This is a genomic window from Streptomyces sp. CB02261 (genome assembly GCF_001905665.1).
Taxonomy (GTDB): domain Bacteria; phylum Actinomycetota; class Actinomycetes; order Streptomycetales; family Streptomycetaceae; genus Streptomyces.
The window spans coordinates 287808-307590 of sequence record NZ_LIVX01000004.1 but is presented as its reverse complement, the minus strand read 5'-3'; the positions used below and the strand labels follow the sequence as shown (position 1 = coordinate 307590).

The following is a 19783-nucleotide window of genomic DNA, read 5'->3' as shown; positions in this document are numbered from 1 at the left end:
GGCTGTCGGAGAAGGGGCGAGCCGCGGCGGATCAGCGCCGGTGAAGAGTCTCGTCGCCGAGGCACAGCTCGGCCACGGGACTCTGCATCAGGGTGTGGACGAACAGCAGCTCCGCACCGGCGGGGCCGGCGGCCCCGATCCGGTGCGGGGTGAGCGAGTCGAAGTGCGCGCTGTCGCCGGGGTCGAGGACGTGCACGGCGTCACCCAGCGCGAGCCGGACCCGGCCCTCCAGGACGTGGATCCACTCCTCCCCCGGGTGGACGCGCACGATGTCGGCCCGGGTGGCGTACGGCACGTGGACCCGCAGACACTGCAGGGCGCGCCCGGCCCCGCCCGCCTGGCGGTAGACCCAGCCGTCGGCCTCGACGGGTTCGGAGCGGTCCGCCCGGACGACGGGGTCCCGCTCGGGCGGCGCCTCGCCGAGGAGCTCGGAGACCGTCGTACCGTAGATCCGGGCGAGGGCGAGCAGCATCGGCAGCGAAGGCTGCCGGTTCCCGGTCTCCAGGCGCGAGAGGTGGGCCGGCGAGAGGCCGGCCCGCTGGGCGGCGGCCTCCAGGGTGAGTCCCCTGCGGCGGCGCAGACCGCGCAGCTGCGGGGCGACGTCCGGCAGTGCGCCGGGAGTGGCGGGTTCCGGGGAGGTCTCCCCGGGGACGTGGTCCATGCGTCCATTGCGCCAGCATTGTGCCTCTGAGGCAAGTTTCTTGCCTCAGAGGCAAAGATGCGCGGGTGGTCGGGGTCAGCGCTGTGCGACGGCCTGCTTCACCAGGGTCTTCCCGAAGTCCCACATCAGTCCACCGCCGCCGTGGGCGTCGTCCATCACCGCCGTGAAGGCGGTGACGAAACGGTCCACGTCCGCCTCGTCGATGATCAGCGGCGGGATCAGCTTGATCACCTCCAGATGGTCTCCGGAGACCTGGGTGAGGATCCGGTGCCGCTGGAGCAGCGGGACGACGACCATCTGCGCGAAGAGCCCCTTGCGGGCCGCCTGGAGCATCGTCCAGCGCCCGCGCAGCCCCAGCGAGGCCGGCCGGCCGAACTCGATGCCGATCATCAGCCCGCGGCCGCGGATCTCGTGGAGCAGCTCGTACCGGGGCACGAGCTCCTCCAGGCGGGAGCGGAGCAGTCCGCCGGTCCGCCGGACGCGGGCGACGATGTCCTCGTCCTCCATGACCGAGAGGACCGCGAGCCCGGCCGCCATGGCCTGTGCGTTCGACCCGAAGCTCGCCGAGTGGACGAGGACGCGGTCCATCGACGAGTAGACCTTCTTGAAGATCCAGTCCTTGCCGAGGGTGGCGCCGACCGGCACGTAGCCGCCGGAGAGCGCCTTGGCGACACAGACCAGGTCGGGTTCGACGCCCTCCTCGTGCTGGTACGCGTAGAAGTCGCCGGTCCGGCCGAGGCCGGTCTGCACCTCGTCGACGATCAGCAGGGCCCCGTGCCGGTGCAGCAGCTCCTGCGCCGCCCGGAGGAAGCCGGGCGGTGCCTCGTGGACGCCCTTGCCCTGGATCGGCTCCACGACGAAGGCGGCCACGTCGCCCGCGAGCAGCTCCCGCTCCAGGGCGTCGAGGTCGCCGAGGCCGATCGCCGTGTCGGGCAGGAGCGGGGCGAAGCCGTCCCGGAAGCCCTTCTCCCCGTTGACGGAGAGGGAGCCGGTGGTCAGGCCGTGGAAGGCGTGGGAGCAGTAGAGGACCCTGGGCCGCCGGGTGGCGTACCGGGCGAACTTGAGGGCGGTCTCCACGGCCTCGGTGCCGCTGTTGCCGAAGAAGACCCGCTCGAGGTGCGGGCTGTGGCTGAGCAGCCGTTCGGCGAGGAGTCCGGGCAGCGGCGGGCAGTCGAAGCGGGTGAGGTCGGCGAGCTGGGCGTCCAGGACGTCGTGGAGGGCCTTGCGGACGACGGGGTGGTGCCGTCCGAGGCCCATCACGCCGAAGCCGGCGAGCATGTCGAGGTGGTCGACGCCCTCGGCGTCCCAGAAGTGGGCGCCTTCGGCCCGCTCGTACACCTTGTCGAAGCCGATGGTGTGGAGCATGCGCGGCAGCTGGTGGTTCAGATGGCGGGCGTGCAGCTCGTACCGCTCGCCGCCGCGTTCGGCGAGCAGCGCCCGCAGGTCGAACTCACCTTTCACGAGGCACTCACCCGTTGTTCCCGGAGACGGTCTCCCTGACCGCGCGCAGGGACTCCTTGAGGGAGCCCATGGTGGCGAGGACGGCGGTGGGCTCGTAGCCGCAGTGCGCCATGCAGTTGGCGCAGCGGGGGTCCTTGCCGCGGCCGTACTTGTCCCAGTCGGTGTCCTCGACGAGCTCGCGGTACGTCGGGACGTAGCCGTCGCTCATCAGGTAGCAGGGGCGCTGCCAGCCGAAGAGGGAGTAGTTCGGAATGGCCCAGGCGGTGCACGGGAAGTCCGCCTTCCCCTCCAGGAAGTCCAGGAAGAGCGGCGAGTGGTTGAGCCGCCAGCGGCGCCTGTTCCCCCCGGCGAAGGCCTTCTTGAAGAGTTCGCGGGTCTGCTCGACGCCGAGGAAGTGCTCCTGGTCGGGGGCCTTTTCGTAGGCGTACGCGGGCGAGATCATCATTTCGTCGACCTGGAGGTCGTCGTTGAGGAAATTGAGGACCTCGATGATGGTCTGCGGGGTGTCGGTGTTGAAGAAGGTCGAATTGGTGGTGACGCGGAATCCCCGGCGCTTGGCCTCCTTCATGGCCGCCACCGCCTCGTCGAACACGCCTTCCTTGGCGACGGACTCGTCGTGCCGTTCGCGCAGGCCGTCGATGTGCACGGCGAAGGCGAAGTACGGCGAGGGCGTGAAGTTCTCCAGCTTCTTGCGCAGCAGCATCGCGTTGGTGCAGAGGAAGACGTACTTCCTCTTGGCCACCAACTGGCGGACGATCTCGTGGATCTGAGGGTGCATCAGGGGTTCGCCGCCCGCGATGGACACCATGGGGGCGCCGGACTCCAGGACGGCGCCGACCGCCTGGGCGACCGGCATGCGCTGCTTGAGGACGCCGGCGGGGTGCTGGATCTTTCCGCAGCCCTCGCACTTGAGGTTGCACGCGAAGAGCGGCTCGAGCTCGACGATCAGCGGGAACTTCTCGCGCTTGCGGAGCTTCTGTTCGAAGAGATAGGTCCCGACCCGGATGGACTGACGGAGCGGCATGGCCATAACTCGTTCACCTCCTGGGGAGCAGCAAAGAACGGTGCCATTCGAAGAAAGCGGGAAGGACGGCACGAAGAACACGGAAGGCCGATATTCCCCCGCGAACCGTGCCGATACGGACCAGCTCGTGTTCCGGAGCGTCCACGACCACCCGGACGGCCGCAACCGGGCGGGCGCCGGGCCCTCCCCCGAGGCCCGCGGCGGCCCGTGCGGTGCGCAGGGTCGAGGCGGACTCCATGTCGACGGCGATGGCGCCGGTGGCCCGCAGCGCGGCCCGCTCGGGGCCGCGCACCACGTGGTCGGAGCCGGTCAGCGGCCCGGTGTGCACGGCCCGCCCGGGCACCGCCCTGGCGAGGGCCTTCACCAGGAGCTCGGTCTCCGTGCAGGAGGTGGCGCCGCCGGGGCCGCGGGTCTCGTCGGCGACGACCACATCCCCCGGGTGCATGCCGGGGGCGAGCCCCGCGCAGAAGCCGGAGGCGATGACGGCGGCCTCCCGCCAGCGCTCCTCGCCGAGCGCCCGGGAGACCGCGCGGTGGGCGCGATCGGGTCCCATGCCCGTACGGAGCACGGTCACGGGCCCGGGGGCGCCGCCGCGGTCGCCGCTGCGCAGGGCGAACTGCTCGATGCCGAGCGCGCAGGCGATGAGCAGCGGCGGCGGGGCGGCGGGCCCCGCCTCGGGTCCCATCAGCGTTCCTTGGCGGGCGACGGCTCCCCGTGCACGTACCGTCCGAGCGCCGTGAGGGGGAACACCTGCCGGTAGAGGTGGTAGTTGATGGAGAAGTCCCAGGGGAAGCCGGTGCCGGTGAAGTACGGCTCGTCCCAGGAGCCGTCCTCACGCTGGGTCGCGGCGAGCCAGGCGACGCCCCGCCGGACGGGCTCGGACGCACGCTCGCCCGCGGCGAGGAGGGCGATCAGCGCCCACGCCGTCTGGGAGGCGGTGGAGGTACCGCGCCCGATCCACGCCGGGTCCGAGTAGGAGCGGAGGTCCTCGCCCCAGCCGCCGTCCTCGTTCTGCGTGGCGCCGAGCCAGTCGACGGCCCGGCGGATCGCGGGGTGGGAGACGGGCAGTCCGGCGGCGGTCAGCGCCGGCAGCACCGAGCCGGTGCCGTACACGTGGTTGACGCCCCAGCGGCCGAACCAGGCGCCGTTCGGCTCCTGGTGGGCGAGCAGCCACTCGACGCCCCTGCGGGTGCGGGGGTCCTCGGCGAGGCCCTCGTAGGCCAGCATCTCCACGACGTGGGCGGTGACGTCGGCGGAGGGCGGGTCGATCACCTCGCCGAAGTCGCAGAACGGCAGTTTGTTGGGGAGGACGCTGGTGTTGTCGGCGTCGAAGGCGCCCCAGGCCCCGTCGCGCGACTGCATGCCGAGCGTCCAGCGGGCGCCCCGGGCGACGGCCGCCTCGACCCGTGCGGGCTCGGGGTGCCTGACCCTGCGCAGGGCGAGCACCACCTCGGCGGTGTCGTCGGTGTCGGGGTAGTTGTCGTTGTGGAACTCGAACGCCCAGCCGCCCGGCGGCAGTCCGGGGCGGCGTACGGCCCAGTCCCCGGTCCGTCCGACCTCCTCGTCGAGCATCCAGTCGGCGGCCTTCACCAGCGCCGGGTGGTCCGGCGGGAGCCCCGCGTCGGCGAGCGCGATCGTGGCGAGACAGGTGTCCCAGACCGGTGACTGGCAGGCCTCGATCATCCGCGAGCCGTCCTCGTTCCACACGGCGAACCGGTCGAGGGACTCCAGACCCGCGCGCATCACGGGGTGCTGGAGGTCGTAGCCGAGGAGGTGGAGGGCGATGACCGAGTACACGGCGGGGGGCTGGATGCCGCCCCAGCAGCCGTCGTTCTCCTGGCGCTCGACGATCCAGCGCGCGGCGAGGTTCATGGCGGTTCTGCGCAGCGCGCGGGGTGCCACCCGGTGGTACACGTGCAGCGCCTTGTCGAGCCGCTGGAAGAGCCCGTCCCAGCCGGCCACCGGGGCGAGGGGCCGGGGCGGGTTCGGGCGGGCCGGGTCGGTGTGCAGCTCGTCGAGCGGGAAGGGCGCGGGGCGGACCGGGCGCTTCGCGGACACGACGGTGAGCGGCACGATCGTCTGCCGGGCCCAGCAGCCGAAGTCGTAGATGTTGAGCGGGAACCACTTCGGCAGGAAGAGCAGTTCCGGGGGCAGTTCGGGCAGGTCCTCCCAGCGCCACCAGCCGAAGAGGGCGAGCCAGATCCGGGTGAAGACCCGGGCGGAGGCGATGCCTCCGTGGCTGCGGACCCAGGCGGCGGCCCTGGCCATGTGCGGCGCCTCGGGCGGGTCTCCGGCGAGCCGCAGGGCCACGTAGGCCTCGATGGTGGCGGAGACCTCGCCGGGTCCGCCGTAGAAGGTGGCCCAGGCGCCGTCCTCGCGCTGTCCGCGGCGGATGTGGAGGGCGGCGGCGCGGCTGGTGCCGCTGTCGAGGATGCCCAGGAACTGGCGGAGGAGGAGGTCCTCGGCGTCCATGGTGACGTTGGTCTCCAGGTCGCCCTTCCACCAGCCCTCGGTGTCCTGTCGGGCGAGCAGGTGCTCGACGGCCCGCTCCGCGGCCCGGGCGGCGGCTTCGTCGAGGTCCGGCGCGAGGGCGCCGGTGTGGTGCGTGGTGGTGGCCGCGGCTGCCAGCGGGCCCATGGCCCCGGCGCTTCCGTCGGTCGTCGCTGTCATGGCTTCCCCTTTGTGCAGTCGGTTGCTTCTGCTCCTGCGGGTCTGCCGTCGGCCGGCGCCGGGTGGCACCGGCCGGCGACCGCGAACTCATATCAGGGTGATGGTGATCATCTCTTTCGTACGACCACGAAGTCGGCCAGCGCGGTGAGCTGCGCGCGGACGCGGGCGGGCATGTCCACCTCGTGCAGGGCCTCGATCGCGACGGCGTGCTGTCGGCGGGCCTCCTGGGAGGTCCACTCGCGTCCTCCGGCCTCCTCGATGAGGGCGGCGCGGAAGGCGAACTCCTCCTCGGAGAAGCTGTCGAAGTCGTTGGACTTGGCGTCCGCGGCGAGGAGCTCGCCGAGCCGCTCGGAGGCCTCGCCGCCGGCCGCGAGGGCGGCGACGACCGGCAGGGACTTCTTGCGCTGGCGCAGGTCGCTCCAGGTCTGCTTGCCGGTGGCCTCCGGGTCGCCCCAGATGCCGAGGAGGTCGTCGACAGCCTGGAAGGCGAGGCCGAGGTGGTAGCCGTACTCCTCCAGCTTGTCGGCGGTGCGGTCGTCGGCGCCGCCGAGGACGGCGCCGATGGAGACGGCGCAGGCGAGCAGGGCGCCGGTCTTGTTGCCCTCCATCTCCAGGCACTCCTCGACGGTGACCCGCTCGCGGTGCTCGTACGAGATGTCCTGGGCCTGCCCGTCGATGAGCTTGCGGGAGGCCGTGGTGAGGCGGCGGGTGGCCCGGCCGGCCTCGACGGTGCCGAGTTCGAGGAGCAGCTCGTTGGCGAGGGCGAACAGGGCGTCGCCGACGAGGATGGCCTGCGCGGGGCCGTGCACCTTCCACACGGTGTCGCGGTGGCGGCGCTGCTCGTCGCCGTCCATCAGGTCGTCGTGCAGCAGCGAGAAGTTGTGGACGAGTTCCACGGCGACGGCGCCGGGGACGCCGACCTCGGGCGCGGCGCCCGCGGCCTCGGCCGACAGCAGGGCGAGCGCGGGGCGGACGGCCTTGCCGCCGTCGCCGTCGGCGGGGTTGCCCCGGGCGTCGATCCAGCCGAAGTGGTAGGCGGCCACGGTGTCCATGGGTGGCGCGAGGCGGTCGACGGCCGCCCGCAGTACGGGGGTGGACAGGGTCCGCCCCCGCTCCAGCAGTGCGGACACGTCCGCGGTGTCGACGGCCGGATTATCCGGCGGCACAGTCGGCACGGTCTCTCCTCTTGTTCCGGTACTCACACTCATGCCGCCTCCTGCAGCGGATGGTCATGGCGGCGGCCGAGGGCGGAGAGCGCGGCGCCCGCCGCGCTGAATCCGCTGCGGACGGCACCTTCCATGGTCGCGGGCCAGCCGGTGGCGGTCCAGGCGCCGGCCAGGTAGAGGCCCGGTGCCCGGGTGCGGGCGCCGGGGCGGAGCCGGCCGACGCCCGGGGTGGGGGCGAACGTGGCCGTCCGCTCCCTGGTGACGAAGAAGTCGCGGATCCCGGCGCCGCGCGCGGCGGGCAGCAGCCGCTCCAGCTCGGGGAGGTACTTCGCGCGCAGGGCGGCGACGGGTTCGTCGATCTCGTCCTGGGCGGCGGACTGGGAGACGGCGAGGTACTGGCCGCCGCCGGTGAGCCCGGAGGAGTCGGTGCGGTCGAAGACCCACTGCACCGGGGAACCGAGCGTGGTGAAGAAGGGCCGCCTGAGGACCTTGCGGTCGTAGACGACGTGCAGGTTGAGGATGGGGGCGGTGGCGATGTCGAGGAGCCGGTCGGGGTCGTCGAGGGCGCCTTCCGGCAGCAGGGCGTGGGTCTCCTGCTGGGGGACGGCGAGGACGACCGCGTCCGCCGTGAGCGTCTCGCCGGGTACCTCGACGGTCCAGCGGCCGTCGTCCGTACGGGCGATCCGCTCGGCCTTGGTGCGCAGCAGGGTGCGGACGCCCAGGGCGTCGAGCTGCTTCGCGGCGCGGGTGTCGTGGAGTTCGCCGAGCGGGACGTGGGCCCAGCCGATGTCGCTGGCACCGGGCTCGGAGAGGAGCCCGGTCTTGAAGACCATCGCGGCGAGCCCCAGGGAGGCCTGCGGGGCGGGGGCGTTGAGGGTGGGGACGCCGATGAGGTCCCACAGGGCCTCCACGGTCCGGGGGGACTGGCCGTGCCGGGCGAGCCAGGTGCCGAAGTCGATGCCGTCGAGTGCGGGGTCGGCGGGGTCGAGCTTCTTCATGGCGAGCGCCGCACGGCCGACGGATGCCCGCTCGGCGAGCGAGAGGTGCGGGTACGTGGCGAGGCTGCGCGCCAGGTGCAGCGGTACGGGGAGCTCGTCGCGGCGGATCCGGCCGAGGCGGGGTCCGCGCGGGTCGCCGACGTCGAGGACGGGGACGTCGAGGCGGTCCTGGAGGGGCGCGAGACGGGTGCCGTCGACCCGGTCGAGGAACCAGCGGTACGCGGTGCAGCAGCGCAGGTAGACGTGCTGGCCGTTGTCGACGGTGAGGTCGCCCCGGCGGAAGGAGAAGGCGAGGCCGCCGAGCCGGGGCCGCCCTTCGAGGAGGGTGACGCCGACGCCGGCCTCGGCGAGCTGGAGCGCGGCGGTGATCCCGGCGAGCCCGCCGCCGACGACGACGGCGTGGGGCTGCCGGGCGTGCTGCTCGGTCGCGTCGTGGTTCACACGGTCTCCGCTCGGGTCGTCGCGGACAGGGACGCGGGGAGGGCGCCCGGGGTTGCCCGGCGGTCACGGGCGTGCGGACTCATCAGGCTCGCCCCCTGACGGCGCGTCGGGCGATGTGGCGGGTGTCGAGGCCGGAGAGGCCGCGCACGGCGACGTACGCCTTCTCGCGGCCGGGCAGCGAGACGCGGCCGCGCAGCACGGCCCCGGGGTCGCGTTCGATCCGGTCGAGGAGGCGGCGGTAGATGCCCGCCATGGCGGCGACGCAGGCCCCGCTGCGCCGGTCGAGCATGGGAAGCAGCCGGTAGCCCTCGGCGAACAGGGCGCGGGCGCGCCGTACTTCGAAGTGGACGAGGCCCTCGAAGTCGGAGCCGGCGGGCGGGGTGTCGCCGTGGAAGCCGTCCCCGCAGCCGAACTTGGCCAGGTCGTCGGCGGGCAGATAGGTGCGCCCGTTGCCCGCGTCCTCGCGCACGTCCCTGAGGATGTTGGTGAGTTGGAGCGCGAGGCCCAGGGTGTCGGCGTACTCGGGGGCGCGGTCGGCCCCCCGGGCGCCGGGCTGGGTGCCGAAGACCCCGAGGGACAACCGGCCGATCGCGCCCGCGACGCAGCGGCAGTAGACCTTGAGGTCGTCCCAGGTCTCGAAGGCCGCGCCGTGCACGTCCATGAGGACGCCGTCGATGAGTTCGTCGAGGCCGTCGAGCGGGATCGGGAAGCGGCGGGCCGAGTCGGCGAGGGCCACGGCGACGGGGTCGGTGTCGTCCTCGTCGACCTCGCCGGTGCGGATCCGGTCGAGCAGCGCGCGGGTCGCCTCGAGCCGCTCCCGCTTGACCTCGGGCACGAGGGTGCCGTCGCCGATGTCGTCGACGCGCCGGGAGAAGGCGTACAGCGCGGACATGGCCTGGCGCTTCCCGGTCGGCAGCAGGCGGATCCCGTAGGCGAAGTTGCGTGCCTGCTGTCCGGTGACCGCCTCGCAGTAGCTGTAGGCGGCCTGTACCGGTGCGGACGGCTGGGGCTGTGCCTCCACGGTCGCGCTCACCCCTCTCTCCGCGCCCGGAGCAGTACCGCTCCCACCTGGCGCATCAGGCTCGGCTTGGTGGACTTCGGTGCGCCGCTCAGTACGTCGAACCCGGCGTCGGTGATCGCGTCGAGCGCGGCGAGTCCCCCGGCGGTGAATCCCGCGAGGAGGAGGCGGAGCCGGCCGTGGACGCTGCCGACGAGCGGGGCGCCCGCGTGGAGCAGTGCGCGGGTGCGCTCGGCCTCGAAGGCGATCAGGGAGCGCACGGCGGCGCCCGCCGTGGGGCGGGCGAGGTCGGCCTCGGTGACGTGGAACCGGTCGAGGTCCTCGGCGGGGAGGTAGATCCGGTCGTTCCCGAGGTCCTCGGCGACGTCCTGGAGGTGCTCGACGATCTGCAGGGCGGTGCAGATCTCGTCGGAGCGGCGGATCCGCTCGGGGGTGTCGGTGCCGGTGATCGCGAGGACGAGGCGGCCGACGGGGTTGGCGGAGAGCTCGCAGTACGCGACGAGGTCGGCGTACGTCTCGTAGCGCCGGACCAGCTGGTCCTGGCGGTTGGCCGCGATCAGGCCGAGGAAGGGCTCCGGGGTGAGGCGGCGGCGCCGGACGGTCGGCTGGAGGGCCCGCAGCAGGGGGTGGTGGGGCGTGCCGTCGAAGACGCGGTGGAGGTCGGCCTCGAAGGCGTCGAGGAAGGCGAGCCGGTCCTCCGCGGTCTCGGGGTCGAGGCCGAGGTGGAGGGCGTCGGCGCCGCCGGGGGCGAGGTCGCCGTCACCGATGTCGTCGACGAGGCGGGCGAAGCCGTAGACGGCCATCAGGTCGTCGCGCCAGGCCCGGGGCAGGAAGAAGGGGGCCACGGGGAAGTTCTCGTCCGCGGCCTTGCCGAGTGTGGCGCGTGAGGAGGCGTCGGGGCGCGCCTGCCGGGTGTCCGTCACAGGTCGCTGCCCGCCGGAGGGACGGCGACACCCTCGTGGAGCTGGAGATTCTGCGTCATGGCCGTCACGTCTCCCGTTCTACACTGCCGATCCAATCCATCCCATTTCGGACACGCCGCGACCCCTGCCCGTAGAGCCGTCACCCGGAGGCCCGATGGTCGTGGGGTATCGCCCTACTTGCCGCGAAACAGACCGGTCCAGCTTACGTCGTACGACGGCCGTCGCCATTCCGGGGTGTCCGGCGCCGGGAAGCTCACCCGTACGGGTCGTCAACCCGTCCGACCCGCAAGGAAGTTCGGCCCGGGGCCCGACTCAGAGGGCGCGCGCGCCGGAGACCACCATGGCGAGGGTCGTCTCGACGACGGCGTTCCTGCGCTGGACGGGAAGGCGGCGGAGCGGGCCGTCGACCAGGAGAAGTGACAGGCCGTGCACGGCCGACCACGCGGCGGCGCCGCTGGCGGGGCGGGCGCCCTGACGGGCGGTGCCTCGCCGCGTGAGCGCTTCGAGCGCCTCCCTGAGCAGGGTGAACGCGCGGATCTCGGGCTCGGCGGGCTGCCGCTCGGCGGTCTGCCCACCAGGTCCACCCGTCCCCGTCTGACGGGGGACGCAGAACGCCACCCGGTAGAGGCCGGGCTGCTCGACCGCGAAGCCGACGTACCCGCGGCAGAGGGCGGCGACCCGGCGCTCGGCCGCGAGGGCGGGGTCGTCGGCGCCGGGCTCGCGCGCGGCGGCCCGCTCCATGGAGTCGGCCAGTCGCCGCCGGGCGTGGGCCCTGACCATGTGGAGGAGTTCGCCGCGTCCGTCGAAGTGCCGGTAGGCGGCGGTGGGCGAGACTCCGACCCGGCGGGCCGCCTCGCGCAGGACGACCCGTTCGGGGCCGCCCTCGGTGGCGAGGTCGACGGCTGCGCAGATGAGCGCGTTGCGCAGGTCGCCGTGGTGGTAGGTCTTTCCCCCCGAGAACGCTGGCATGGGCTCATCCTGCCCGAAGTTAACCGCATGAACATTCCAGGTGGCGGCGCGACGCGCGGAAACCGGAACCGCCCCCGCCGAAAAGGGCGGGGGCGGTGCGGAGGCGTGCGGGATCAGCGGGCGGTCTCGCGCTCGTACGCCTTGAGGACCTCGTCCGTGGGGCCGTCCATGAGGAGCTGCCCCTTCTCCAGCCAGAGCACCCGGTCGCAGGTGTCCCGGATGGACTTGTTGCTGTGGCTCACCAGGAAGACCGTGCCGGCCTCCTTGCGGAGCTCGCGGATGCGCTCCTCGGAGCGGATCTGGAACTTGCGGTCACCGGTGGCCAGCGCCTCGTCGATGAGGAGGACGTCGTGGTTCTTGGCCGCCGCGATGGCGAAGCGGAGCCGGGCGCCCATGCCGGAGGAGTACGTGCGCATGGGCAGACTGATGAAGTCGCCCTTCTCGTTGATGCCGGAGAAGTCGACGATCCCCTCGTAGCGGGAGCGCACCTCCTCGCGGCTCATGCCCATGGCGAGGCCGCCGAGGATCACGTTGCGCTCACCGGTGAGGTCGTTCATGAGGGCCGCGTTGACGCCCAGGAGCGAGGGCTGCCCGTCGGTGTAGACCTTGCCGCTCTCCGTGGGGAGCAGACCGGCGATGGCGCGCAGCAGCGTCGACTTGCCGGAGCCGTTGGAGCCGATGAGGCCGATGGCCTCGCCCCGGTAGGCGGTGAAGGTGACACCGCGGACGGCGTGGACCTTGCGGACGCCCCGGGAGACCTCGGCCTTGCCGCGGCCGACGATCCGGCTGAGCGCCGCGGTGGCGCTGCCCTTGCCGCCGCCACCGGCGTTGACCCGGTAGACGATGTGGACCTCGTCGCAGATCACGGTGGGGACGTTGCTCTGGTTCGTGTCAGCCACGGCCGTACTTCTCCTCTGCCTTCCAGAAGTAGACGAAGCCGCCGATGCCGAAGACCAGCGCCCAGCCCAGGGCGGTCATCCACACGTGGTCCGGCAGGTTCTGCGCGCTGTAGCCCTCGATGAGGGCGAAGCGGATCAGGTCCATGTAGACGGCCGCCGGGTTGTACATGAGGATGTCGGCGATCCAGGCCGGCTTGTCGGAGAGCATCACCGGGATCGAGAACATCACGCCGGACGCGTACATCCAGGTCCGCATGACGAAGGGCATCAGCTGGGCGAGGTCGGGCGTCTTGGCGCCCATCCTGGCCACGATCATGGCGAGGCCCACGTTGAACACGAACTGCAGGAAGAGCGCCGGGATCACGAGCAGCCAGCGGAGCGACGGGTAGCTGCCGAAGGCGATCGCCACCGCCACGAGCACGATCATCGAGAACAGCAGCTGCTGGAGCTGCTGGAGCGAGAAGGAGATCGGGAGGGTCGCGCGCGGGAAGTGCAGGGCCCGGACGAGTCCGAGGTTGCCCGAGATCGCCCGGACGCCCGCCATCACGGAGCTCTGGGTGAAGGTGAACACGAAGATGCCGGTGACCAGGAAGGGGATGTAGACCTCCTTGGTCATCCCCTGTCCGGCGCCCAGGATCAGCCCGAAGATCAGGTAGTAGACCAGGGCGTTCAGGAGCGGGGTCGCCACCTGCCATACCTGACCCAGCTTGGCCTGGCTGTACTGCGCGGTCAGCTTGGCCGAGGAGAAGGCCAGGATGAAGTGGCGGCGGCTCCACAGCTCACGGACGTACTCGAACAGGCCGGGCCGGGCGCCGCTGACGGAGAGGCCGTACTTCGCGGCCAGCGCGGCCGGGGCCAGGCCCTCGTCGACGGACGGAGGCGCGCTCGTCGCGACCGCCCCGCCCTGGTGTGTGTCACTCACAGTCGAAACTTTCGTGTTCAAGATGCGCGGCACGTCGGTACCACGATGTCAGACGACCGGGGGGCGACCCAGCCGGGTCAGCCGCCACACCGTACGCCACCTCATGGGGCGGCGCGGTCCGCAGGGGGTCGTCCAGCCCTCGCGGAAGCCGCCGCACCACGCCTTCAGCGCGGGGAGCGAGGGCCGCCGGGCCAGGGTGAGCAGGAGCCAGACGCCGAGATAGACCGGCACCAGGGGCGCGGGCAGATTGCGACGTGCCAGCCACACTCGGTTGCGGGCCACGTTGAAGTGGTACGAGGCGTGCCGGGACGGGGCTGTGGTGGGGTGCAACAGCACCATGTCGGAACGGTAGTCGATCATCCAGTCGGCGTCGAGCGCGCGCCAGGCGAGGTCGGTCTCCTCGTGCGCGTAGAAGAACTCGCCGGGCAGTGCGCCGACTTCGGCGAAGACCTTGGTGCGGACCGCGTTGGCGCCACCGAGGAAGGTGGTCACCCGCGAGGAGCGCATCGGGTCGGAGGCCCGCAGCCGCGGCACGTGCCGGCGCTGGGTGAGCCCGGTCTCCGGGTCGGCGATGCGGAAGGTGATGATGCCGAGGCGCGGGTCGGCGGTGAAGGCCTGGCGCACCAGTTCGGCGGTGTCCGCGTGGGCCAGGAGTCCGTCGTCGTCGAGGAAGAGCAGGACGTCGACGTCGGTGCCGCCGGGGCCGAAGGCCTCGATGCCGACGTTCCGGCCCGCGGGGATGCCGACGTTCTCCGGGAGGTCGACGGTCCGCACCCAGTCGGGCACCCCGGTGACCGGGGTGCCCTGACCGACGACGACGACCTCGACCCGGTCGCCCTCCTGCGCGGCGACCGAGTCGATCAGCGCGCGCAGGTCGTCGGGGCGGTCGCCCATCGTGATGACGACGGCTCCCACCTTGAGCGGCGCACTCACGGCAGGCCTCACTTCAGCCTGCTGGAAACCATGATCGACACGAGGTGGAGCACGGTCTGGAGCAGCGCGATGGCGGCGAGGACGGCGACGCCGACCCGGGTGAAGAACAGGTCGCCGCGGATCTGGTCCGCGATCGCCAGGACCACGATCAGGAGCGAGGCCTCGATGCCGAGGACGAGCCGGTGGAACTTGAGCGCGGCGGCGGCCTTGCGGGCCAGCGCCATGCCGGAGGAACGCGGCTCGGAGGCCGACTCCTTCACCGGCGGCAGACCGCCCTGGTGGCGGGCGACACCGACGAGGTCGGTCTCGGCCTTGATCAGGATGGCGCCGAGGGCGGCGAGCGTGCCGAGGAAGGCCCACAGCCAGTCGATCCGGCCCGAGCCCCAGAGGTCCGCGGCGCGCAGGCCGAAGCCGACGAGCACGGCCGCGTCGCACAGGTAGGCGCCGACCCGGTCGAGGTACACCCCGCCGAGCGAGAACTGCTTCTTCCAGCGGGCCACCTCGCCGTCGACGCAGTCGAGCAGCAGGTAGAGCTGGACCATGAGGGCGCCGAGCAGCGCGCCCGGGATCCCCGGCACCAGCAGCGCCGGGGCCGCGAGGACGCCCGCGACGGTCATGACGTAGGTGAGCTGGTTCGGCGTGACCCGGGTGCCGACGAGGCGGCGGGTGATCCGGAGCGAGATCTCCCGCATGTACAGGCGGCCGCCCCAGTGCTCACCGCTGCGCCGGTCCTTCACACCGGGAGGGTGGACGACCGGTCGGAGCTCAGCTACCGATGGCTTTTGCATAGTCGGCGTACGCGTCCCTGATCTCGTCGTCGGACAGGTCGAGGTGTTCGAGGATGGTGAAGCGGCCCGGCCGGGTCTGCGGGGCGAAGGACACCGCCCGCACGAACTCGTCCACGGTGAAGCCCATCTCCTCCGGCCGGACGGGCAGCCCGTGCCGGCGGAGGGTCTCGACCATCTGCGCGGACCCGTCACGGGCGCCGCGCAGGTGCATGGCGAAGGCCGCTCCGAGGCCGCACTGCTCGCCGTGGCTGGCGGCGCGGGCCGGGTAGAGCAGGTCGAAGGCGTGGCTGATCTCGTGGCAGGCGCCCGAGGAGGGGCGGCTGTCGCCACTGATCGACATGGCGATGCCGGACATCACCAGGCCTTCGGAGAGGGAGACCAGGAAGTCGTCGTCGCCGACGCCGCCGGGGTGGCGGAGCACGGCCTCGCCGGCGCTGCGTGCCATGGCGGCCGCGAGGCCGTCGACCGGCTCCCCCGTGATCTCGTGGGAGAGCTCCCAGTCCGCGATGGCGGAGATGTTGGAGACGGCGTCGCCGATGCCGGAGCGGACGAAGCGGACCGGCGCCTCCCTGATCACGTCCAGGTCGATGACGAGGGCGATCGGGGTGGGCACACCGTAGGAGCCGCGGCCGTTGTCGTTGTCCAGGGTCGAGATCGGGGAGCAGATCCCGTCGTGCGACAGGTTGGTGGCGATGGCCACCAGCGGCAGCCCGACCCGGGCCGCCGCGTACTTGGTCACGTCGATGATCTTGCCGCCGCCGAGGGCGACCACGGCGTCGTACCGCTTGCCGCGCATGGCGTCGGCGAGCTTCACGGCCTCGTCGATGGTGCCGCCCGCGACCGGGTACCAGTCGGCGCCCGGGAGCTCGGCGGCGAACTGGTCACGCAGCTTGAGGCCCGAGCCGCCGCTGATGGCGACGGCGATCTTGCCGTTGCTGGAGATCCGCTGGTCCGCGAGGAGCGCGGACAGGTCGTCCAGCGCTCCCCTGCGGATGTCGACGACGACCGGCGAGGGGATCAGCCGAGTCAGTACTGGCACGCGATCTCACGGCCCTTCGCGAGGTCGTCGTGGTTGTCGATCTCGACCCACTTGACGTCGCCGATGGGGGCCACGTCGACGGTGAAGCCGCGGTTGACCAGCTCCTGGTAGCCGTCCTCGTAGTACAGGTCGGGGTCGCGCTCGAAGGTGGCCTTGAGGGCGTCGGCGAGCTCCTCGGCGGCCTCGGCCTCGATGAGGGTGACACCGATGTACTCGCCGGTGGCGGTGGCCGGGTCCATCAGCTTGGTGATGCGCTGGACGCCCTTGCCCTCGGCGGTGATGACCTTCATCTCCTCGTCGGCGAGGTTCTTCACCGTGTCGAGGGCGAGGATGATCTTCTGGCCGTCGCCGCGGGCGGCGAGGAGGGTCTTCTCGACGGAGACCGGGTGGACGGTGTCGCCGTTGGCGAGGATCACACCGCGCTTGAGGACCTCACGGGCGCACCACAGGGAGTAGGCGTTGTTCCACTCCTCGGCCTTGTCGTTGTCGACGAGGGTGAGCTTGAGGCCGTACTTCGCCTCCAGCTCCTCCTTGCGGTCGTAGACGGCCTCCTTGCGGTAGCCGACGACGATCGCGACCTCGGTGAGGCCGATCTCGGCGAAGTTCTTCAGCGTCAGGTCGAGGACGGTGGTCTCGCCGTCGACGGGCACGAGCGCCTTCGGAAGGGTGTCGGTGTAGGGGCGCAGACGCCGTCCGGCACCGGCTGCCAGTACGAGACCGATCATGCTGTTTCTCCTTCGTCGTGAACGGCGGGTGCTCCGGAGGAGACCCAGAAGCGGATGGACTCCACGAGCACCACCAGTGCGACGGCGACCGCCAGGGCGGTCAGTGCCAGGGTGAAGTCGTCGCCGCGGTCCGCCAGCAGGGCGGCGAGGACGGTCACCAGGAGCGTGCGCCCCTCGTGTCCGCCGGTGACGCGCGCCAGCCAGGCCGGCGGCGCGCCGGTGCCCCCGCGAATGCGGTACACCGTGTCGTAGTGATGGTAGGCGACCGCCGCGACCAGCCCGAACGCCGCCGGGAGGGCGTGTGCGGAGCCGGAGTGGGCCGCGAGCACGAGCACGGTGGTGTACTCGGCGGCGCGGAAGAGCGGCGGTACGAGCCAGTCCAGGGCGCCCTTGAGGGGGCGTGCGACGGCCGCGCCCGCGAGCACCGCGTACAGGACCGCGATGACGACGGTCTGGCGGTCGCCGAAGGGGCGGGCCAGGACGGTGGAGAGCAGCGCGCCGGTGGCGATGGCGGCGAGGACGACGCCGGGGCCGAGCGCGCCGGTGCGGCCGAGGGCGCGGGCGACGGTCCCGGCGATCGGGCCGGAGTCCGCGAGGTCGGCGAGGGCCTGGGCGGCCCGGTCGGTGCGCTTCGCCTTGCGCGTCAGGGAGCGCAGGACGCGGCCCGCCGTGGTGTAGCAGGCGCCGAAGGCGCAGCCGATGATCAGCGCCCAGAAGACGATCCGGGGGGTGGTGACGGCGGTGAGGACGGCGATCATCGCCCAGCGCTCACCGATCGGCAGGATGATCATGCGGCGGGCCCAGACGGTCCAGCCGAGGCTGTCGAGCCGGTCGGAGAGGGCCGCGGTGGGGCTGGTGTTCGCGGTGGCGTCGTGGTTGGCCTCGTTGAACGAGAAGTCCACGACGTGCCGGCAGGTCATGAGGACCATCGCGCCGAGCGCCAGGGCCCAGACGTCGTCGCCGTTCCGGGCGGCGCCGAGGGCGAGGCCCGCGTAGAAGGCGTACTCCTTGGCGCGGTCGAAGGTGGCGTCGAGCCAGGCGCCCATCGTCGAGTACTTCAGCGCGTACCGGGCGAGCTGCCCGTCGGTGCAGTCCAGGACGAAGGAGACGAGGAGGAGGACGCCGGCCGCGATGTAGCCGCCGCGCTCGCCGGTCGCCGCGCAGCCGGCCGCGATCAGGGCGGTGAGCAGGGAGGCGGTGGTGACCTGGTTCGGGGTCAGTCCGCGGCGCGCGCACCAGCGGGCGATGTAGCGCGAGTACGGGCTGATGAAGAAGGTGGTGAAGAAGCCGTCGTGGGCCTTGACCGCGGAGCGGAGGCGTACGGCCTCGTCGTCGACGGCGTCGACGGCGGCGCGTGCCTCGTGGCGGGCCTCCGGGTCGGCCGGCACGGTGGCGACGAGGGTGCCGAGCTGGGGCCGGTGCACGGCGACGCCGTCGGCGTCGAGGGCGTCGGCGAGCGTGCCGGGCAGGTCGTCGGTGGCCGCGGCGTCCCGCAGCGCGCGGCTGAGCGCGGCGCGGGCCCCGCCCTGCGCGGTGAGCGCCCCGGGTGCGGCGGCCGCGGGGAACCGGGGGTCGGTGAGGGCGAGGCGCAGCGCGTGCAGGTGGCCGACGAACCGGGGGTCGACGAGCGCGACCCGCTCGCCGGCTGGGACAGCGGCCAGCAGGGCGGCGGTCTCGTCGGCGCCGGAGGCGGCCTTGACGTCGAAGCCGAGCGATCGCAGATCACCGTCGAGCGAGGATCCGGGTGCCGGCGGGCCGGTGAGGATGGCGGTCGACAGACGAACTCACTCCTTGGAGCTGACGGAGGGGCCGGCGGGGCCCATGGCGGCCCCGGGCGCGGCGGTGCGGCCCGGCACCGGGCGGCGGCACGTCGGCTGAGGCTATCGGATGAACAGAGCGTGAGTTCACCGAGGCTTCGCGGGCAGGACTCCCCCGGGCCCACCCCTGTCCGCACGGGTGCGCGCCGTGCCGCGGTGATCATCATGGGTGATCGGAGGCCCACCTCACAAACCACGGCCGGGGCCACCCGGAGGGGCCTTCGGAGGGGGGTCCGCACGACGTTCGGCCGTCTGCGCATCGTCGCAGGTCAGAGCATATGACAACGGTGTTCAGTACCGTGTTGCGCATACCCCCCACCCGTAGTTGACTTGCTGATCGGGGCACCCGCGACCACATCATCTGGAGGCCATTCCATGGGGGCTGGACACGACCACGGGCACAGCCACGGCGGCCCGCCGCCGACCGGCACCGCCGGGGCCGCGTACAAGAACCGACTGCGCATCGCACTCGGCATCACGCTCTCCGTGATGGTGATCGAGATCATCGGCGGCCTGCTCGCCGACTCGCTCGCCCTGATCGCCGACGCGGCGCACATGGCGACCGACGCGGTCGGACTCGCGATGGCGCTGCTGGCGATCCACTTCGCCAACCGGCCGCCCTCGGGGAACCGCACCTTCGGGTACGCGCGGGCCGAGATACTCGCGGCGCTCGCCAACTGTCTGCTGCTGCTCGGCGTCGGCGGTTACGTGCTGTACGAGGCGGTCCAGCGCTTCATCGAGCCGGCCGAGACCAAGGGCGGTCTCACGATCGTGTTCGCGGCGATCGGTCTGGTCGCCAACATGATCTCGCTGTCGCTGCTCGTGCGGGGCCAGAAGGACAGCCTCAACGTGCGGGGCGCCTATCTGGAGGTGCTCGCGGACGCCCTGGGCTCGGTGACCGTGATCGTCGCGGCCGGCATCATCCTGGCCACGGGCTGGCAGTACGCCGACCCGATCGCCTCGATCCTGATCGGTCTGATGATCGTCCCGCGGACGGTCAAGCTGCTGCGGGAGACCCTGGACGTGCTCCTGGAGGCGGCGCCCAAGGGTGTCGACATGGCGGAGGTGAGGGCGCACATCCTGGCCCTGCCGGGCGTCGAGGACGTGCACGACCTGCACGCCTGGACGATCACCTCGGGGATGCCCGTCCTCTCGGCGCACGTGGTCGTGGACCAGGGCGCGCTGGACTCGGTGGGCCACGAGAAGATGCTGCACTCCCTCCAGACCTGTCTGGGCTCGCACTTCGACGTGGAGCACTGCACCTTCCAGCTGGAGCCGGTGGGGCACGCGGAGCACGAGGCGAAGCTCTGCCTCTGAGGCCCGGCACAC

Annotated in this window: 18 protein-coding genes; 1 reads left to right on the top strand and 17 read right to left on the bottom strand. The window is 72.2% G+C overall.

Translation table 11 applies throughout. From position 1 onward, the window contains the following. Positions 1-31: 31 nt before the first annotated feature. From AMK29_RS14815 to AMK29_RS14735, 17 genes are all read right to left on the bottom strand, one after another. Positions 32-661 (bottom strand): helix-turn-helix domain-containing protein, encoded by a 630-nt coding sequence (locus AMK29_RS14815; RefSeq protein WP_073812801.1) that lies wholly within the window; start codon positions 659-661, stop codon positions 32-34. A gap of 75 nt (positions 662-736) precedes the next feature. Beyond that, positions 737-2122 (bottom strand): aspartate aminotransferase family protein, encoded by a 1386-nt coding sequence (locus tag AMK29_RS14810; RefSeq protein ID WP_073812799.1) that lies wholly within the window; start codon positions 2120-2122, stop codon positions 737-739. A gap of 7 nt (positions 2123-2129) precedes the next feature. Then, entirely contained in the window at positions 2130-3152 is a 1023-nt protein-coding gene (hpnH, locus tag AMK29_RS14805) for an adenosyl-hopene transferase HpnH (protein WP_073812797.1), read from the bottom strand. A 7-nt stretch (positions 3153-3159) separates the two neighbouring features. After that, the gene (locus tag AMK29_RS14800) at positions 3160-3831 is read right to left on the bottom strand and encodes a phosphorylase family protein (RefSeq protein ID WP_073812792.1); all 672 of its coding nucleotides are present in this window, start codon (positions 3829-3831) and stop codon (positions 3160-3162) included. Further along, complete coding sequence (gene shc, locus AMK29_RS14795) at positions 3831-5816, bottom strand: squalene--hopene cyclase (RefSeq protein ID WP_073812789.1); 1986 nt, start codon at positions 5814-5816, stop codon at positions 3831-3833. Before shc ends, AMK29_RS14800 begins: the two co-directional genes overlap by 1 nt. A gap of 107 nt (positions 5817-5923) precedes the next feature. Continuing rightward, positions 5924-7024, bottom strand: a complete 1101-nt coding sequence (locus AMK29_RS14790; RefSeq protein ID WP_073812786.1) for a polyprenyl synthetase family protein — start codon at positions 7022-7024, stop codon at positions 5924-5926. Next, entirely contained in the window at positions 7021-8421 is a 1401-nt protein-coding gene (hpnE, locus tag AMK29_RS14785) for a hydroxysqualene dehydroxylase HpnE (protein WP_073812783.1), read from the bottom strand. The genes AMK29_RS14790 and hpnE overlap by 4 nt, the downstream gene beginning before the upstream one ends. Positions 8422-8503: 82 nt before the next feature. After that, positions 8504-9454 (bottom strand): presqualene diphosphate synthase HpnD, encoded by a 951-nt coding sequence (hpnD, locus tag AMK29_RS14780; protein ID WP_073812780.1) that lies wholly within the window; start codon positions 9452-9454, stop codon positions 8504-8506. Beyond that, positions 9451-10362, bottom strand: a complete 912-nt coding sequence (gene hpnC, locus AMK29_RS14775) for a squalene synthase HpnC (RefSeq protein WP_073812777.1) — start codon at positions 10360-10362, stop codon at positions 9451-9453. Before hpnC ends, hpnD begins: the two co-directional genes overlap by 4 nt. 312 nt (positions 10363-10674) lie before the next feature. Further along, positions 10675-11331 carry a TetR/AcrR family transcriptional regulator gene (locus AMK29_RS14770; protein ID WP_073812775.1) on the bottom strand — a complete coding sequence of 219 codons (657 nt, stop codon included), beginning with the start codon at positions 11329-11331 and terminating at the stop codon, positions 10675-10677. A 113-nt stretch (positions 11332-11444) separates the two neighbouring features. After that, the gene (locus tag AMK29_RS14765) at positions 11445-12230 is read right to left on the bottom strand and encodes an ABC transporter ATP-binding protein (protein WP_073812772.1); all 786 of its coding nucleotides are present in this window, start codon (positions 12228-12230) and stop codon (positions 11445-11447) included. After that, positions 12223-13152, bottom strand: a complete 930-nt coding sequence (locus AMK29_RS14760; protein ID WP_073812769.1) for an ABC transporter permease — start codon at positions 13150-13152, stop codon at positions 12223-12225. Before AMK29_RS14760 ends, AMK29_RS14765 begins: the two co-directional genes overlap by 8 nt. Before the next feature lie 48 nt (positions 13153-13200). Continuing rightward, positions 13201-14046 (bottom strand): glycosyltransferase family 2 protein, encoded by an 846-nt coding sequence (locus tag AMK29_RS14755; protein ID WP_073813807.1) that lies wholly within the window; start codon positions 14044-14046, stop codon positions 13201-13203. A gap of 47 nt (positions 14047-14093) precedes the next feature. Beyond that, positions 14094-14873 carry a CDP-alcohol phosphatidyltransferase family protein gene (locus AMK29_RS14750; RefSeq protein ID WP_073812767.1) on the bottom strand — a complete coding sequence of 260 codons (780 nt, stop codon included), beginning with the start codon at positions 14871-14873 and terminating at the stop codon, positions 14094-14096. Beyond that, on the bottom strand, positions 14851-15912 hold the full coding sequence (locus AMK29_RS14745; RefSeq protein WP_073812764.1) for an iron-containing alcohol dehydrogenase family protein: 1062 nt from the start codon (positions 15910-15912) through the stop codon (positions 14851-14853). The genes AMK29_RS14750 and AMK29_RS14745 overlap by 23 nt, the downstream gene beginning before the upstream one ends. Then, entirely contained in the window at positions 15900-16637 is a 738-nt protein-coding gene (locus tag AMK29_RS14740) for a phosphocholine cytidylyltransferase family protein (protein ID WP_073812762.1), read from the bottom strand. The genes AMK29_RS14745 and AMK29_RS14740 overlap by 13 nt, the downstream gene beginning before the upstream one ends. Then, on the bottom strand, positions 16634-18415 hold the full coding sequence (locus AMK29_RS14735) for a DUF5941 domain-containing protein (RefSeq protein WP_073812759.1): 1782 nt from the start codon (positions 18413-18415) through the stop codon (positions 16634-16636). Before AMK29_RS14735 ends, AMK29_RS14740 begins: the two co-directional genes overlap by 4 nt. Positions 18416-18829: 414 nt before the next feature. Here AMK29_RS14735 and AMK29_RS14730 point away from each other — a divergent pair, with 414 nt between their 5' ends. Continuing rightward, positions 18830-19771, top strand: a complete 942-nt coding sequence (locus AMK29_RS14730; protein WP_073812756.1) for a cation diffusion facilitator family transporter — start codon at positions 18830-18832, stop codon at positions 19769-19771. The last annotated feature ends 12 nt before the right edge of the window (positions 19772-19783 follow it).